This window comes from Pseudomonas sp. EA_65y_Pfl1_P113 (genome assembly GCF_963970525.1).
Lineage (GTDB): Bacteria > Pseudomonadota > Gammaproteobacteria > Pseudomonadales > Pseudomonadaceae > Aquipseudomonas > Aquipseudomonas tritici.
Map to the genome: position 1 here is coordinate 1 of NZ_CAXAQM010000147.1, position 759 is coordinate 759.

Annotated in this window: 1 protein-coding gene; it reads right to left on the reverse strand. The window is 61.8% G+C overall.

From position 1 onward, the window contains the following. Positions 1 to 139 precede the first annotated feature (139 nt). Positions 140 to 759 (reverse strand): alpha/beta hydrolase (locus AACY52_RS28785; protein WP_339561139.1); only part of this gene is annotated, 620 nt, incomplete at its 5' end.

Sequence of the window (759 nt, forward strand, 5' to 3'; positions counted from 1 at the left end):
TGAGGCTGGCACACAGGGGCGCAAATCGCTCCGATGCGGGATGGATGTTTCTTGGGAGCCCCAGACATTCAGTGCGGCTGTAGGCCGCACTCGTTCATCGCGGCGCTGCCCCATGATCGCGCGATCGATGCCGCTGCGCTTACTGAGCGTGGCGAGGCTCGAGCCACCCGCCATCGGCCAACCAGTCGTGCAGACGGTCCGGCCAATGCAGGATCGAGATGCGGTTCGATTCGTCCAGATTGAAGGCATGGCCGCTCTCGGCATACATATGGAGTTCCGCCGACATGCCATTGGTGCGCAACTGTTCATACAGCGCCACAGATGGTGCAGCACAGCATGGGTCAATGGATCCCGCAACAATGAACGCTGGCGGCGCTTGCTTGATCGCTTTGGCGGGGATTCCGCGCGACCCCGGGAAAACCAGGATTTGAAAGTCCGGCCGTGCCAGCTCGGTATCGATCGCGTCACGTTTCGGACGACCAGCAGGCTCGGGATTGTCGGCGATCAGCGAGACAAGCTCGCCGCCGGCCGAAAAGCCCATGACGCCGACCCGCTTAGGATCGATGCCATAACGCGCGGCATTGGCACGAACCCATCGCACCGCACGTCGCGCGTCATCGGCGGCATCGCCTTCCACCGAATAAGGCGAGCCAGGCTCATTCGCGAGGCGATATTTAACGACGAAGGCCGATATCCCCATCCGGTTGAGCGCCACTGCGGCCTTGGTCCCCTCATTGGTCCAGACAAGCAATTTGTGCC